The organism is Collinsella sp. CLA-ER-H7 (genome assembly GCF_040092345.1).
GTDB lineage: Bacteria > Actinomycetota > Coriobacteriia > Coriobacteriales > Coriobacteriaceae > Collinsella.
Genome location: NZ_JBBNLT010000009.1, coordinates 33,959 through 48,271 on the forward strand (window position 1 = coordinate 33,959; position 14,313 = coordinate 48,271).

The window sequence follows — 14,313 nt, forward strand, 5'->3', positions numbered from 1 at the left end:
GCTCCTGGGTGGTTGGCGTGGCACGGTCAGTTGTCTGCGGTTATTTGTACCCAAAGATGGTGGGTTTATGGGGTTGGATTGCGGGCGTGCGCGATATCGTCATAGACGGCCGCCGTCTTTGCCTCTGCTCGGAAACCCTTTCCAGCTTTATTGCAACGGAGTACAATGGGTAACGTTTAAGTTCAACTTGAAGTTTTAGTTGCGGCACCGGGCTTCGGCCGCAATGCAAGGAGAGGCGTACCATGGCGATCTATGTGACATCTGATGCTCACGGGCACGTGCGTGCGCTTGACGAGGCCCTGTCTAAGATCTCGTTGACGTCCGACGACACGCTGTACGTGTTGGGCGACATGATCGATCGCGGGCCCGATCCGGTCGGCGTTATTAAGCTCGTGCGCTCGCTGCCCAACGCCCGCGTGCTCAAGGGCAATCACGAGCAGATCATGCTCGATGCCATCATTGGCCAGGATCCACTCGATGCCGAGACCTGGGATATCAACGGTGGCTGGACGACGCGTGAGCAGCTCAACGACATGGAATTTGAGGCATACGAGGAGCTCGTGCGATGGATGGCCGCGCTGCCGCTCTACGCGGTGGTCGAGACCGAGGAGCGCCCGTATCTGCTGGTACATGCCGGTATTGAGACCGAGGCGGCGCAGGCGTTTTTGCTTGAGCATGGCGTCGATTGTGCCGATGGCGTTGGAGCGGTGGGTGCCGATCGCGAGCTGCTGCAGCAGATGCTCGCGGTGCAGTCGTCCGATGACCTGCTGTGGATTCGTCATGGCTATTGGGATGCGTCGACCGGGCTGCTTTCTGCCGAGGGCAAGGGCCCGGTCGTGGTGAGCGGTCACACGCCCACGGTATCGCTTGGGCGCTATTGCGAGGTCGGTGGTCTGGCGGGGCTCGATGAGGAATCGGGACGCGGGCAGATCGTGCGCTTGGGCGGCGAGGACACTGCTGGTGTGCCCGATCGCATCGACATCGACTGCGCCGCCGCCACCGGCTCCGAGTTCGGCCGCGTGGGCATCCTGCGCCTGGACGACGGGGCCGAGTTCTACGCGAACATCAACCCGGGCGAATGATGTCCCAAATTAGCTACCCCCACCGCTGCAATTAGGCACCGTATGGGTTGCGGTCGCGTTCGATGCGTTGGCGGATGTTGGCGTACTCGATTATCAGCAGCACCAGGAGTAGGGCCATGATGGCTAGGTAGCTCACCACAGCGCCCATCAGACCCAGCAGCTTAACCAGGATCACCGGCAGCACCACGCTTACGGCGAAGCAGATCAGGTAGATCTTGGTGACGTCTCCAGCGTGGCGTAGCACCGTGATGATGGCGTAGATAAAGTCGATGGCCGCGGTGACGCCGCCGGCGACGACCATCAGCAACGCCAGCGTACGGTAGCGCTCAAAGCTGAGGCCGTACATCAAGCTCATGAGGGGAATACCGGGACCTGCCATAAATGCGGCGCACACGCCGGTGATGACCACGATCAGCGCCATAACGGCAACAATAATCAGGTCAAAGCGATGACGCTTGCGAGGATTAGCCCAAATGCTCGACAAGCGCAGAAGCTGCGGTTTATAGATAAATCCAATGCTCAGCAAAATAGCCTGCGCCGGAAAGAACAGGGCATTAAAGTACAGCTGATATTTGTATGCCAGCGTGCCTTCCATCACAAACTTGGGCATGCTCTCAATTAGGTTGAACAGGAACAGTGCACCAAAGAGCGGGGCGCACTGGACAAACAGGTGGCCGACCTCGCGCAGGCTCACGCGGCGCGATTTTTCGGTCTCGAGCAGGGCAAGCGGCGCGGTGACCAGCACGAGCGAGGCGATCGCGGTGACACCCATGACCATGGCCGCGATGGGCATGCTGCGCGTGAGGAACAGCGCCACGCTAAAGACCGCGATGACGCCGACGGAGCGTAGCGTTTGGCTCATTCCAGCCAAGTAGAGTTTGTCGGCCTGCTGCAGGCGGCCTTCGTACACGTCGGCGACGCCGTCGATGACCTTATACAGGTAGACGCCCAGGCCGATCGTCGCCATCTGCGCGTCATAGCCGCGGGCGCTGCTGTACATGAAGCCGCAGCCTAGGGCGAGCGCTCCACAAAGCCAGCGGTTGAGCTGGTAGGAGGCAAAGGACGTCTTTTCGTCGATGTCTGAGACCTGGAAATTGCGCACGCCGTAGTTGCACGCGATCATGATGAGCGTGCCGGTGACAAAGGCGATGGAGAACTTGCCGGCTTCTTCGGCGCCCACGAGCTGCGTAGACACGATGGTGAGCAGCGGAAACGCCAAGCCCCACACGGCGGTGCCGAGGGTGTTCCAAAGATAGTCGCGACTGGTGGCGTGCTCCTCGTATTCCGCTTCCTGCATGGAGAAGCCGCCGCCGTAGACGGCGCCGAGCAGACGGTTCCACCAAGCGTTGACCATGCGGCGGACGGGGCCGGGCTGGCGATCGCGCTCGCGGCGACGGCGCGTGGCCTGGCTGCTATCGGGCCCGCCGGCGTTGCGCTGACTCAGCTCCTGGATGCGCGCGAGCTCTTCGGCCGTGTGGGAGGCGGGGAACAGGCCGTTCTCGATGCGTCCGCCCTGGGCCCTTGCGGTGCCGTTGCCCGCTACGGCGGGGTCGGCGACGCCATTGCGGCGGGCGATGGCGCGGCGAATGCTATCGAGGGGCGTGATGCTCAAAGTAGGTCCTTTCTATTGCTGCACTCTAGTATAGTCGCGGTGGTATCCATTCGTATTTTTGAACAGGTTGTTCAATAATTTCGGCGGCGCCATTCAGTAGTCGGCACTTTGGGAACGTCCTTAAGTGCCGGCATCCGGGGACACTCCTTGAATGTTGCCTGTTCAAGAGTGTCCCCAACGACTAGTCGTTTAAGAACGTCCCCAATGACTAGGCCGCTTGCCTGCGATTTTTGACCGTTGGGCGGGCTTGGCACCCTTGCCGCAAAAACGTTTTTGCATATCGGGTACAACGGGCTTTACGTGAGTAAAGTGCGCGCCGCGTCCATGTGTCGCGTTTTTAAAGGAGGCCCCATGCCTGGTGTTACCCCTGCAGAAGTTTTGTCCAACTTTGGTATTACGCTCGTTGAAGATCCCGCCGAGAATCAGCCCCGTCTGCTGGTCGATCTACCCGCCGCCGAGCTCGTCGAGCATGCCATCCGCCGCAACGAAGGCCGCATGGCATCCAACGGCGCGCTGGTGATCGAGACGGGGGAGCGTACCGGACGTTCGCCCAACGACCGCTTTATCGTTGACACCCCCGATGTCCACGACAAGATTGCCTGGGGCGCCGTCAACCGCCCGCTGTCCGTCGAAAGCTACGAGGTCATCAAAGCCGGCATCGTCGACTATCTCAACGAGCGCGATGTGTTCGTCACCCGCGGCATGGCCGGCGCCGACCGCAACCACACGCGCCGCCTGCTCGTCGCCTGCGAGCGTGCCAGCCAGGCGCTCTTCATTAAGCAGATGCTCGCCCGCCCGCTCGCCCGCGAAATCGCGCGCACCGGCGAGCCGGACTTCTGCGTGCTCGCCGCGCCGGGCTACCAATGCGACCCTGCCATCAAGGGCCTCAACTCCAGCGCCGCCGTGGTCATCAACTTCCAGGAGCGCGTGATTTTGGTCGCGGGTACCGGCTACTCCGGCGAGATCAAAAAGTCCATCTTCAGCGTTATGAATTACTTGCTGCCCGTCGAGGACGACGTGCTGCCCATGCATTGCTCGGCCAGCATGGATCCCGTCACGCACGAGACTGCCGTGTTCTTTGGCCTGTCCGGCACGGGCAAGACCACGCTTTCGGCCAATCCCACGCGCCTGCTGATCGGCGACGACGAGCACGGTTGGTCCGACATGGGTATCTTCAACATCGAGGGTGGCTGCTACGCAAAATGCGAGGGCCTGGACGCCTTCCACGAGCCCGAGATCTTCAACGCTGTCCGCTTTGGCGCCATTTGCGAAAACGTGGTGCTCGATGAGAACCGCAAACCCAACTACGACGACATCTCGATCACGCACAACACGCGCGTGGCCTATCCCGTGGAGCACATTCCTAACGCGTGGACTAAGGGCATGGGCACCACTCCGAGTGTCGTGCTGTTCCTGACTTGCGACGCTTTTGGCGTGCTGCCGCCCATCTCACGCCTGACGGCCGATGCCGCTATGTACCACTTTGTGACGGGCTTTACGGCTAAGATTCCCGGCACCGAGGTCGGCGTCACCGAGCCCACGCCCACGTTCTCTTCGCTGTTCGGCGAGCCGTTTATGCCGCTCGACCCCATGGTTTACGCCAAGATGCTTGGCGAGCGCATTGCCGACGGCCGCACGCGCGTGTACCTGGTCAACACCGGCTGGATTGGCGGCGGCTACGGCGTGGGCCATCGCATCGAGCTTGCCTACACGCGCTCGCTGGTCGCGCGCGCCCTCGACGGCACCATCGAGGACAGCGAGTTCGTGCACGACGACATCTTTAACGTCGACATTCCCACGACGTGCCACGGCGTGCCCGATGGCATCCTGATGCCGCGCCAATACTGGCAGAGCACCGCGCGCTATGACGAGGCCGCGCACAACCTGGCAGTGATGTTCGAGGAGAACTTCGAGAAGAAGTACTCGCACCTGCCCGAGTCCGTCAAAGCCGCCGGCCCGCACGCTCAAGTACACGCCGACGCCCGTCATCGCGGCCGCGGGTTGCTGGGACTTCGCCACTAGCTTCGCCGTGAGTCCATATCCACCACAAAGGGGACAGGCGCCTTTGTGGTGGTTTTGCTCGCGTGGATGACTCGGGTTACAATACGCCTGACATATCGTCCCCTTCTCCGGATGGGGACAGCGCAAGCGTTCTTGTGACGGCACCGTAGGACTTTGAAGGTGGCCGTCGTGAGGGCGCTTTTTGTTTAGGCGCCCTCACTCGGGCGCGCATAATGAAGGGAGAGCGTATGAAGAGCTTTATTGCCGAGGATTCATTCTGGGAGCTGTTTCCGCAGGCAGCGGTCGGTGTTGTGGTCGTGGAGGGCATGAAGCCCACGGCTCAGATTCCTCAAGAGGACGTGGATGCGATTGCGGCGTTGCTCGACCGCGCCAATATCGATGCGGAGCGTCATCTGACCAGCGACACTATCAGCGAGAACGCGCCGGTTAAGGCATGGCGCGAGGCGTATCGCCTGTTCAAGACCAAGAAGGGCGCGCGTTGCTCAGTTGAGAACCTGCTCAAGCGCGTGCTCAAAGGCAAGCCGGTCGGCCACATCACACCGGCGGTGGATATCTACAACACGATTTCGTTGACTTATGCGCTGCCCGTTGGCGGCGAGGACCTGCATGCGATTGAGGGAGATCTTCGCTTGAAGGTGACCGATGGTGGCGATGCGTTCTTGCCGCTTGGCGAGGAAGCGGATGACCCGACGCTGCCCGGCGAGCTGGCCTACATCGACGATGCGGGCGCCGTGTGCCGCTGCTGGAACTGGCGCGACGGCGTTCGAACGGCTCTGTCCGACGATTCGGCCGACGCGTTTTTGGCGATTGAATGTGTTGAGCCCGAGCGCATGGAGGACTGTCAGGCCGCCATCGATCGCTTGGCCGAGCTTCTTGAGCACTATTTGGGCGCCAACGTTCTTGTTAAGACGCTTGTGACCCGCGACAATCCCTGCGTGGAGCTGTAGCGACGCCTGCGGATCATGTTCGCCGGTCAAAACCACCACAAAGGTGCCTGTCCCCTTTGTGGTGGTTTTTATGTTGATGGGTTAACAAATGGGGTATTTGGGTACGGGTGTCGCCTTATGCGACTAAGATGTTTACCCGTAAGCATTATGCAAGCGAAAGGCGGTCGTCTCCCATGCAGCAGAACGACGAGACACGTTTCGAGGACTTTGTCGGACTGATCAGCGGGCTCTACAAGGAGATTCAGCGCATCAAGACGTCCGAAGGTGCAAGGCTGGGCCTCAAGGGCTCCGACGTCATGTGCCTGTACTATCTTGAGCGCAGCAAGGACGGCCTGACTGGCGCCGACCTCGCCCGCATGGCCGGCGTTACCCGAGCCGCCGTTTCGCGCACACTGGCACATCTGGAGGAGGGCGGCTACGTCGAGGTCGATGACTCGGGTGATGCGGCCGTCAAGTACCGTGCCCCGGTGCGCCTGACTGCCCTGGGCGGCGAGAGCATGAGCGAGGCCGATCGCATCATTCGCGAAGTGCTCGACACCACCGGTAAGGCCATGGGCGTGGAGCAGCGCGAGCAGATGTACGCGTCGCTGCGCACGATTCTCAATACCTTGCGCGAGATCTAAGGCCGCCAAGGTATTTGCTTCCCATTAACAACTGCATAGTCCCGTTTGAGCGCGTATACCGTGCCGGGGCCTTGCTGTCAAAATTCCCTGCGCGGGACCTGCGCAAGAAAGGATTCGCTATGTCCGTCCGCATTATTACCGATTCCGCAAGCGATATGTCGCCGGCCGAGCACCCAGCACTGGCCGTTTTGCCGCTGTCCGTCACCTTTGGCACCGATGTGTACATGGATGGCATCGACATCGATCACCAGCGCTTTTACGAGATGCTCGTGGAGCGCGATGAGCTGCCCAAGACCGGCCAGGTCAACCCGTACGCGTTTTCGCAGGCCATCGCCGAGGCGCGTGAGGCCGGCGACGAGGCCGTGATTATTACCGTGGGCGCTAAGCTTTCGGGTACAAATCAGAGTGCCCGTACCGCACTTGCCGAGGCGCCGGGCGGCGACGTGTACGTGGTGGATAGCAATAACGTCACTCTGGGCGAGCGTGTCCTGGTCGAGTATGCCCTGCGCCTGGTGAACGAGGGCCGTAGTGCGGCCCAGATCGCGGCGGCCGTCGAGGCCGTCCGTGACCGCGTGGTCGTCATCGGCCTGCTCGAGACGCTGGAGTACCTGGTGCGCGGCGGTCGTCTGTCTGCTGCGGCCGGCGCCGTGGGCACGCTGCTCAACGTAAAGCCTGTGGTGGCTGTCGAGGACGGTCTGATCGTGCAGCTGGACAAGGCGCGCGGTTCCAAGAACGGCCGCAACCTGCTGAACCAAAAGGTCGAAAAGGCGGGCGGCATCGACTTTTCCATGCCGCTGGCGCTCGGCTATACGGGTCTTTCGGATGCGGTGCTCAAGAAGTATATCGAGGACAGCGCGGCACTTTGGGCTGGCCACACCGAGGGCGAGTTGCCCGTTCACACCATCGGCGCCACCATCGGTACCCACGTAGGCCCTGGCGCCGTAGCCGTAGCCTTCTTCCAGCCCGCCAACTAACCGACCTGCCATAAACCACCACAAAGGTGCCTGTCCCCTTTGCGGTGGTTTATGCTTTTCAGGGTAGAAGGGAGCGAGCAATGGCGTCTGAGGGCTTTTTTGAACGGGTGTACGAGGTGGTCGAGCAGATCCCCGAGGGGATGGTCGCCACGTATGGTCAGGTGGCGCTGCTTGCCGGTCGACCACGAAGTGCGCGGTATGTGGGGTATGCCCTGCATAGCAATCCGCGCCCCGGCGAGATTCCCTGTCACCGCGTGGTGTTTGCCGACGGGCGCATATGCGAGGGTTTTGCTTTTGGCGGTCCCGATGCTCAACGTGAGCTTTTGCTAGGGGAGGGTGTGGCGTTTAAGGACGACATGCACGTCGACCTGGCCGTCTGTCGTTGGCCTGCCGGACTCTAACAGCTCTGCCGTGGCCAGAACCACCACAAAGGTGCCTGTCCCCTTTGTGGTGGTTTTCTGTTTCAGGTTTACCAGGGCTAACTTATGGAGAAGCTATGGCGGCGGATATTGATCCTGCAAAGTAAACCACGGTGAACTATATTGGTTTCAGCAACGGAGCAGGCAATAGGCGATGAAAAAGCCTGCCCTGTTGAGTTTGATTCGCATTCCTCCCCTCTGTGCGATTCAACGGTGTACTTCGGGAACGGGCCCGCCGGCAACTGACTGCCGGCGGGCCCGTTCCTGTTTATCGGGGGAGTGCAATGGGCGGAGCCGAAGCAGTCCGGCTCCGAAAAAGGCGGACGTCGTAGCGCCCGCCCTAAAGCAATCGAAAGCTCAAGCCAGCAAATCGGTCTAGTACACCATGCCCATGGCGTCCTGAACCTCTGCCAGGGTCTGATCGGCGATCTCGTTGGCGCGACGGTTGCCCTCGTGAAGGACGTCCTTCACATAGTCCAGATCGTTCTCGTAGCGCTGGCGACGCTCGCGGATCGGTGCGAAGTACTCGTTGACGGCCTCGGTCACGTACTTCTTGAGCTGGCCGGAGCCGCCCATGCCAATCTCCTCGGCAATCTCGACCTCGGAACGGCCGGTGCAGATGGCGGCCGTCGAAAGCAGGCCGGACACGCCGGGGCGGTTCTCGGGATCGAACGTGATCATGCGCTCGGAGTCGGTCTGGCTCTTCTTGATGCGCTTGGCCGTCTCCTCGGCGGTCATCGAGATGTTGATGGCGTTGCCGTAGCTCTTGCTCATCTTGCGACCGTCCAGGCCGGGCAGCAGCGGGGTCTCGGACAGCAGCGCGTCGACCTCGGGGAACACCTTGCCGTAGCGGTTGTTAAAGCGGCGGGCGATGGTGCGGGTGAGCTCGATGTGCGGCAGCTGGTCGCGGCCGACGGGCACCACATTGCCCTTGCAGAACAGGATGTCGCAGGCCTGGTGCACCGGGTAGGTGAGCAGAAGGCCGGTGAGCTCGTGCCCCGAGGCCTCCATCTCGGCCTTGACCGTGGGGTTGCGCGCCAGCTCGGCCTCGGACACCAGCGACAGGAACGGCAGCATGAGCTGGTTGGCGGCGGGCACGGCGGAGTGCGCGTAGATCATGGTCTTGTCGGGGTCGATGCCGCAGGCAAGGTAGTCCATGACCATGTTGTACACGTTGTCCTGGATGTGCTCGGTGGTGTCGCGGTCGGTGATGACCTGGTAGTCGGCGATGAGTACGTTGGTCCTGGCGCCCATGTTCTGCAGCTCCACGCGGCCCTTGAGGGTGCCAAAGTAGTGACCCAGGTGCAGACGGCCGGTGGGGCGGTCGCCGGTAAGCATGGTGAACTTCTCGGGCGTCTTGGTCAGGCCCTCGCGAATGGCGTTGCTCTTTTGCAGCGCGACTTCGTAGCTGTTCTCGTTTGGCATGATTGCTCCTAACGTTCGTTCGCAGGTTTTGATGATAGCGTGTTTATTGAGAGGGGTGGGCGTGAGTGGGTGAGGGACTGCCAGGGGCCGGCTTTCAAGTCCGCCGCGGCGTTCGCGCGAACGGCTGCCAACGCCTTGGCACATCCTCGGCAGCTTACCCTAGAGCTTGTGGTGGCGCTCTTCTTTGCGCTCCTCGGCTGCCTGCTCCTCCTGCTTAAAGGCGGGGTCGTCGGGGGTGACGAGCTCGTCCTCGTGCGTGCGCTTGTTGTAATGGTGGCGCAGCACGGGCTCAAACAGATGTAGATGCTTGGCAAAGGCCGCCGAGCCAATGGCGAGCACGGTAAAGATGAGCACGCGCATGGGCACCTCGACCTGGTTAATCGCGGCGGCGCCGGCCGAAAGCATGATGCACCAGGCATAGATGAGCAGCACGGCCTGTTTTTGGTTGTAGCCTTCTTGGATCAGGCGGTGGTGGATGTGGCCCTTGTCGGCCTGCCCGATGCTAATGTGGGCGCGCTTGCGGCGCACAATGGCGCTAAACGTGTCGATGATGGGCACGCCGGCAACGATGAGCGGGATGATAAGCGAGGTGAGTGCGGCGGTGCGGCTCACGTTGAGCAGCGAGATGGAGCCCAGCGCAAAGCCCAGCAGCAGCGACCCCGAGTCGCCCAAGAAGATGCTTGCGGGGTTGAAGTTGTAGTGCAAAAAGGCTAGACAGGCGCCAAAGAGCGCAATAGAGAGCGCGGCGGCGTCGATGCGGCCCGAGAGCACGGCCATCGAGAACATGGTGAATGACGCGATGCCGCAGATGCCCGTGGCCAAGCCGTCGAGGCCGTCGATGAGGTTAATGATGTTGGTGAATGCCACCAGATAGATCACGGTGATGGGGTAGGCGAGCCATCCGAGCATGATCTCGCCGGGGGCAAACGGGTTGACGATGACGCCGATTTTTAGGCCGCCGATACAGGCGATAAGCGCGGCGAGGACTTGTCCGGCCAGCTTTTGCTTGGGCGTGAGCTGGAAGACGTCGTCGATAGCGCCGGTCGCAAAGATGACGGTAAAGGAGAGCGCCAGCATGGGATAGCTAATGTGAAGGCGCGGGTGCGGCACCAGGACGGGTGGCCAGCCTAGGTACCAGGTGCCTAGGATTTGCACAATGCAGGCAACGACCAGGCCCAAAAACACCGCCGCTCCGCCCAAACGTGGGATGGGCTTGGTGTTGATGCGGCGCTTAGAAGGATAGTCGACGGCATCGAGCTTAATTGCCAAGCGCTTGACCAGGGGCACCGCGAGGAAGGTCGTGATAAAGGCCGCCGCTGCCACGCATAGGTACGGTATGTAGTTCGGGGATGAAGCCATGAATCTAAAAACCGCCAAGCGTCGAAGGAAAAGGTCAGAAGAACGCCATGCGCAAAGGGCATAGCCGGACCATAATACTCGACCAAGGGGGGTGCATGGAATTGCACGCAGCGATAATCACGCGCTTACCAGATATTGGGATGTTGTCGATGGCTTGTCGGGATGCCGGCGGGGATCCATATGGACTGTAATGGTGATTTTCGGCAAAAGAAAACCACCCCCCACGTTACGAAAATGAACCCACCTAAAACAGGTGGGTGCCCTCATCGACTGTTCCAGCGTCCTTAACAACGAAGGATACCTGTACTAGGTACGACTGTGTGGGCTCCCTAAATAAACGCGACGGTTCACCCAGTTGCTCCGCGGGGGGCGGAATACCTACATCATAAAGCGGCACTTTATCGATTCCAGTCTTGACATTACAAAAATCGTGTCGGACGATTACGGCGCCTTGGGCTCGAGCCGTCTGTGGGGTTGATCCCTTTACGTTTGAGCTGCTGAATCGTTGTTTTGGAGCATGGTTTTATGCCGACGTCGTTGACCGAACTTTTTTCGCCCGCCTGTCATTTGTGTCCGCGCGGTTGCGGTGCGGCGCGCGATGAGGGTGCGCACGGCGTCTGCGGTGCTAACGACACGCTCAAGGTGGCCCGCGCCGCGCTTCATATGTGGGAGGAGCCGCCTATCTCGGGCGAGGCCGGTTCGGGCACGATCTTCTTTAGCGGCTGCTCGCTCAAATGTATCTACTGCCAGAACCACGAGATCTCGACCGGCAATTTTGGCCTTGAGATTTCGCCTGAGCGCCTGGTCGAGATTATGCTGGAACTGCAGGACCAGGGTGCCAACAACATCAATTTGGTGACGGCGACGCACTATGCGCACCTGTTGCCTGCCGCGATTGCCGCGGCACGGGCGCGCGGGCTGGTCATCCCAATCGTCTACAACACGAGCGGTTATGAGCGCGCGAGTGCCGTGGCGGCGCTCGGCGACCTGGTCGATGTGTGGCTTACCGACTTTAAATATGCCGATGCCGAGCTTGCGCAGTCGCTTTCTCATATTAAGGACTATCCGTGTGTGGCCGTGTCGGGCCTGGCCCAGATGGCGCGCGAGATCGAGCGCCGCGGGGGAGAGTTGGTGGACGAGGACGGGCTTATGAAGCGCGGTATGATCGTGCGCCACCTGGTGCTTCCGGGGCATGCGGACGATTCGTGTCGCGTACTGGACCTAGTGTGGCAGACGGTGGGCGACGTGCCGATCTCGGTCATGAACCAGTACACGCCCAATGCGCTCATGCGCGAGCAGGGCGGCGACCTGGCACGCGCCGTGACGCGTGAGGAGTACGAGCAGGTGCTCGACCATGCCGACGACCTGGGTTTTACGACGATGTTCTGGCAAGAGGGCGGCGCGGTAGACGAGAGCTTCACCCCGGCCTTCGACACCACCGGTGTTCTTACCAGCGCAAAGTAGTGCGTTCGTCGATGATTTTTCTGGGACGGGGATAAAAAATCATCGAGAGGATCGCCTGTTCGAAAAGTTGCCAAAATAGCCGCGCCCCAAAAAGACTGGTTATTGGGCGTTGACAGTTGGCGAGCCGTAGGTAAAATATCGACTTGTCCTGGGGACGTAGCTCAGTTGGGAGAGCGCTGCCGTCGCATGGCAGAGGCCGAGGGTTCGACTCCCTTCGTCTCCACCCTTGGATTTGATAAGCCGCTGACATTGTGTCGGCGGCTTTTTTTAAAAGAAAGGGCTATACCATGGCAGAGCTTGAGTCCCAACCATTGTCCGACGAGGAGCGCGCTGAGTTGGAAGAGCTCCGCGCTGAGAAGGCCCGCCGCGAGGCTCGGGAAGAGGCCCGTCGCGAGCGTGAGGAGCTGGCTGCCCTGCGCGCCGAGCGTGCGAAGGCCGAGGAGGTCGCCTCGAACGCCGCATCCGAGCGCAAGCCCGCGCCCGCACCCAAGCCCGCTGCTGCGAAGCCTGCACCTGCCGCGCCCAAACCTCAGCCTAAAAAGGCCGCTCGTCTTAAGTCCGTCGAGCCCAAGCCGAGCCGTGACGAGATGACCTTTGCCCAGCGCATGGTTACCTCCAAGGAACCTACGGGCGAGAACGAGATCCCTGGCATGGCGCCGGCTCAAAAAATCATCATTGTCCTTGCCCTCATCGCGTTTGTCATCTTTATGGGCTACACGATCCTGACCAGCATGGGCCTGCTCTAACCGATTTGCATCGGGCGTCATGTCCGCATGCTCTGCTCTCGTCCAACCCTCAAATTCTGCACCACACATCCGAAAGGTCGCCCCATGGCTTTGACCGATATCTCTCATCCCACCGACATCGCAATGCTCACCGATCTGTACGAACTCACTATGGCCCAGGGCCTGTGGGAGAGCGGCAAGGCCAATGAGCAGGGTTGTTTTACCGCGTTTTACCGCGACCATCCCTTTGGCAGCGCCTATGCCGTCATGTGCGGCACCGCCGAGCTGCCCGAGCTAGTCGAGAATCTGCGCTTTACGCCCGAGGACATCGACTACCTTGCCTCGCTTGAGGCCCCGGCCGGCGGCGCGATGTTCAAGTCCGCATTCCTCGACTATCTGCGCGATTTTCGTGCGCATGTAAACATCGACGCCGTGCCCGAGGGCGAGCTCGTCTTTCCGCGCGAGCCCATGGTGCGCGTCACCGGCCCCGCGCTGGAGTGCCAGCTGCTCGAGACGGCGCTGCTCAACATCGTCGGGTTCCAGACGCTTGTCGCCACCAAGACGGCGCGCGTGGTGCTCGCCGCCGACGGTCGCCCCGTGGCGGAGTTTGGCCTGCGCCGAGCCCAGGGTCCCGATGGCGGCCTGGCCGTTGCGCGCGCGAGCTACGTTGCCGGCTGCTCCTCTACGTCCAATGTGCTCGCCGGCCGCCGCTACGGTATTCCCGTCTTTGGCACGCATGCGCACAGCTGGGTGATGAGCTTCGATTCCGAGCTCGAGGCCTTCCGCGCCTTTGCCAAGTCGAGCCCCAAGAACTGTACACTGCTCATCGACACCTATGACGTGCGCGAGGGCTGCGAGCATGCCATTACGGTCGCCAAGGAGATGGAGGCGGTGGGCGAGCGCCTGTCGGCTATTCGCATTGACTCGGGCGATCTCGCCAAGCTCTCCAAGTATGTCCGCGGTCGTTTCGATGCCGAGGGCCTGCCCTATGTGGGGATCTCGGTTTCTAACGATCTGGATGAGTACACGATTCAGTCGCTGCTCGACCAGGGCGCGCCCATCGATAGCTTTGGCGTGGGCACCAAGCTCGCGACCTGCTACGACCAGCCGGCGCTGGGCGGCGTGTACAAGCTTTCCGCCCGCCGTGCGAGCGAGGCCGACCCGTGGACGCCGGTGGTCAAGCTCTCCGAACAGCCCTACAAGCGCACGATCCCGGGCGTGCAGCGCGTGCGCCGTTATTACGACGGCTTTGGCGGCCCGGTCTGCGACATGATCTACGACGAGGACCATCTGGTGGGGGAGGGCGCCGCGCGCGGCAATACCCTCGTGGCCGTGAATGATGCCGCCCTGGTGACCGACGTGTCGGAGCTTGAGTATCGCGAGCTGCTGGTGCCGATCGTGCGCGATGGCAGTGCAGTGGCTCCGCGTGAGAGCATCCAGGACGCGCGCGAGCGCTGTGTTTGGGCGCTCGATCATCTGGACGCAGCTTTCAAGCGCTTCCTGTACCCGCAGACCTATGTGGTGGGCATGGAGCAGGGCCTGGCTCAGGTGCGCGACGAGCTCGTGCGCAAGAACATGGCCGCGTCCTCGGCTTTCCCCTGGGCAAAATGATTCCTTGGGCGGTAGGGGCGAGTCACGCTCCCTTGGCCGCCAGCTCGGCC

General features: G+C 61.3%; 12 protein-coding genes and 1 tRNA gene. 10 read left to right on the top strand and 3 right to left on the bottom strand.

Annotated elements, in window-relative coordinates; translation table 11 throughout:
• The first annotated feature begins 242 nt into the window (after positions 1–242).
• Positions 243–1,082, top strand: coding sequence for a metallophosphoesterase family protein (locus tag AAAX75_RS06430; RefSeq protein WP_238023057.1), 840 nt, complete (start codon positions 243–245; stop codon positions 1,080–1,082).
• Between the two features lie 31 nt (positions 1,083–1,113).
• Here AAAX75_RS06430 and AAAX75_RS06435 read toward each other — a convergent pair whose 3' ends face one another.
• A complete protein-coding gene (locus AAAX75_RS06435) occupies positions 1,114–2,694 on the bottom strand; it encodes a lipopolysaccharide biosynthesis protein (RefSeq protein WP_349091504.1) in 1,581 nt (526 codons plus the stop codon).
• Between the two features lie 351 nt (positions 2,695–3,045).
• On the opposite strand from AAAX75_RS06435, the gene pckA reads away from it, so the two are divergent.
• The 5 genes from pckA to AAAX75_RS06460 all read left to right on the top strand — a co-directional run bounded on the left by pckA (position 3,046) and on the right by AAAX75_RS06460 (position 7,661).
• Positions 3,046–4,716 (top strand): phosphoenolpyruvate carboxykinase (ATP), encoded by a 1,671-nt coding sequence (gene pckA, locus AAAX75_RS06440; RefSeq protein WP_349091506.1) that lies wholly within the window; start codon positions 3,046–3,048, stop codon positions 4,714–4,716.
• Positions 4,717–4,943: 227 nt separating this feature from the next.
• The gene (locus AAAX75_RS06445) at positions 4,944–5,663 is read left to right on the top strand and encodes a B3/4 domain-containing protein (RefSeq protein WP_349091507.1); all 720 of its coding nucleotides are present in this window, start codon (positions 4,944–4,946) and stop codon (positions 5,661–5,663) included.
• 173 nt (positions 5,664–5,836) lie between these two features.
• Entirely contained in the window at positions 5,837–6,286 is a 450-nt protein-coding gene (locus tag AAAX75_RS06450; protein WP_022093866.1) for a MarR family transcriptional regulator, read from the top strand.
• Between the two features lie 119 nt (positions 6,287–6,405).
• Positions 6,406–7,260 carry a DegV family protein gene (locus tag AAAX75_RS06455; RefSeq protein WP_349091508.1) on the top strand — a complete coding sequence of 285 codons (855 nt, stop codon included), beginning with the start codon at positions 6,406–6,408 and terminating at the stop codon, positions 7,258–7,260.
• A gap of 80 nt (positions 7,261–7,340) precedes the next feature.
• Complete coding sequence (locus AAAX75_RS06460) at positions 7,341–7,661, top strand: MGMT family protein (protein ID WP_217107928.1); 321 nt, start codon at positions 7,341–7,343, stop codon at positions 7,659–7,661.
• Positions 7,662–8,054: 393 nt separating this feature from the next.
• Here AAAX75_RS06460 and trpS read toward each other — a convergent pair whose 3' ends face one another.
• Both trpS and AAAX75_RS06470 read right to left on the bottom strand, forming a co-directional pair.
• Positions 8,055–9,104, bottom strand: a complete 1,050-nt coding sequence (gene trpS, locus AAAX75_RS06465; protein WP_217107927.1) for a tryptophan--tRNA ligase — start codon at positions 9,102–9,104, stop codon at positions 8,055–8,057.
• A gap of 159 nt (positions 9,105–9,263) precedes the next feature.
• A complete protein-coding gene (locus tag AAAX75_RS06470; RefSeq protein ID WP_349091509.1) occupies positions 9,264–10,463 on the bottom strand; it encodes an MraY family glycosyltransferase in 1,200 nt (399 codons plus the stop codon).
• 525 nt (positions 10,464–10,988) lie between these two features.
• Here AAAX75_RS06470 and AAAX75_RS06475 point away from each other — a divergent pair.
• The 4 genes from AAAX75_RS06475 to AAAX75_RS06490 all read left to right on the top strand — a co-directional run bounded on the left by AAAX75_RS06475 (position 10,989) and on the right by AAAX75_RS06490 (position 14,263).
• Positions 10,989–11,927: a radical SAM protein gene (locus AAAX75_RS06475; protein WP_349091510.1), complete on the top strand. Its 939-nt coding sequence runs from the start codon at positions 10,989–10,991 to the stop codon at positions 11,925–11,927.
• Positions 11,928–12,077: 150 nt separating this feature from the next.
• Positions 12,078–12,150, top strand: a tRNA-Ala gene (locus AAAX75_RS06480).
• Positions 12,151–12,214: 64 nt separating this feature from the next.
• The gene (locus tag AAAX75_RS06485; protein WP_349091511.1) at positions 12,215–12,673 is read left to right on the top strand and encodes a hypothetical protein; all 459 of its coding nucleotides are present in this window, start codon (positions 12,215–12,217) and stop codon (positions 12,671–12,673) included.
• A gap of 84 nt (positions 12,674–12,757) precedes the next feature.
• Positions 12,758–14,263, top strand: a complete 1,506-nt coding sequence (locus AAAX75_RS06490) for a nicotinate phosphoribosyltransferase (protein ID WP_349091512.1) — start codon at positions 12,758–12,760, stop codon at positions 14,261–14,263.
• Positions 14,264–14,313: the final 50 nt, after the last annotated feature.

Bases quoted from the DNA above. Each gene is read 5' to 3' on its own strand.
- AAAX75_RS06445 (WP_349091507.1), top strand. From the start codon at position 4,944: ATGAAGAGCTTTATTGCCGAGGATTCATTCTGGGAGCTGTTTCCGCAG.
- AAAX75_RS06430 (WP_238023057.1), top strand. From the start codon at position 243: ATGGCGATCTATGTGACATCTGATGCTCACGGGCACGTGCGTGCGCTT.
- AAAX75_RS06460 (WP_217107928.1), top strand. From the start codon at position 7,341: ATGGCGTCTGAGGGCTTTTTTGAACGGGTGTACGAGGTGGTCGAGCAG.
- AAAX75_RS06470 (WP_349091509.1), bottom strand. From the start codon at position 10,463: ATGGCTTCATCCCCGAACTACATACCGTACCTATGCGTGGCAGCGGCG.
- AAAX75_RS06450 (WP_022093866.1), top strand. From the start codon at position 5,837: ATGCAGCAGAACGACGAGACACGTTTCGAGGACTTTGTCGGACTGATC.
- AAAX75_RS06490 (WP_349091512.1), top strand. From the start codon at position 12,758: ATGGCTTTGACCGATATCTCTCATCCCACCGACATCGCAATGCTCACC.
- pckA (WP_349091506.1), top strand. From the start codon at position 3,046: ATGCCTGGTGTTACCCCTGCAGAAGTTTTGTCCAACTTTGGTATTACG.
- AAAX75_RS06455 (WP_349091508.1), top strand. From the start codon at position 6,406: ATGTCCGTCCGCATTATTACCGATTCCGCAAGCGATATGTCGCCGGCC.
- AAAX75_RS06475 (WP_349091510.1), top strand. From the start codon at position 10,989: ATGCCGACGTCGTTGACCGAACTTTTTTCGCCCGCCTGTCATTTGTGT.
- AAAX75_RS06485 (WP_349091511.1), top strand. From the start codon at position 12,215: ATGGCAGAGCTTGAGTCCCAACCATTGTCCGACGAGGAGCGCGCTGAG.
- trpS (WP_217107927.1), bottom strand. From the start codon at position 9,104: ATGCCAAACGAGAACAGCTACGAAGTCGCGCTGCAAAAGAGCAACGCC.